We start from the raw sequence: 461 nt of genomic DNA on the forward strand, positions 1-461 counted from the left end.
TCATCACTGCGACGGCGAACACCATCATCATGAGCCGCAGGTCCCCGTCATCCGCCTGCCGTCTCGCAATCCATAAGCGCAGTTAAGGACATTCAAGTGGACAGCTTTCTGTTATACGCCCTCGCGGCCGGCCTCGGCATCGCCCTGCTGGCCGGGCCCCTCGGCAGCTTCGTGGTGTGGCGCAAGATGGCCTACTTTGGCGACACCCTCTCACATGCCTGCCTGTTCGGCATAGCGCTGGGTATTTTGCTGCAGGTGGATCTCACCCTGGCGGTGGTGGTCTGCTGCCTCGCCATGGCCATGCTGCTGGTGATCATGAGCCGCAACCAGCAGGTGGCGACCGATACCCTGCTCGGCATCCTGGCCCATAGCGCCCTGTCGCTCGGCCTGGTCACCTTGAGCTTCATGGACAACGTGCGGGTGGATCTGATGGCCTACCTGTTCGGCGATCTGCTCTCGGT

At 62.3% G+C, this 461-nt stretch carries 1 protein-coding gene; it reads left to right on the forward strand.

The window, feature by feature from the left end; all coding sequences use genetic code 11:
• Window positions 1-96: 96 nt before the first annotated feature.
• Window positions 97-461, forward strand: a 365-nt coding sequence (locus JWG43_RS18130; RefSeq protein ID WP_205244335.1) for a metal ABC transporter permease, incomplete at its 3' end; no start/stop codon positions are given.

It is taken from the genome of Desulfobulbus alkaliphilus (genome assembly GCF_016918545.1).
Taxonomy (GTDB): domain Bacteria; phylum Desulfobacterota; class Desulfobulbia; order Desulfobulbales; family Desulfobulbaceae; genus Desulfobulbus; species Desulfobulbus alkaliphilus.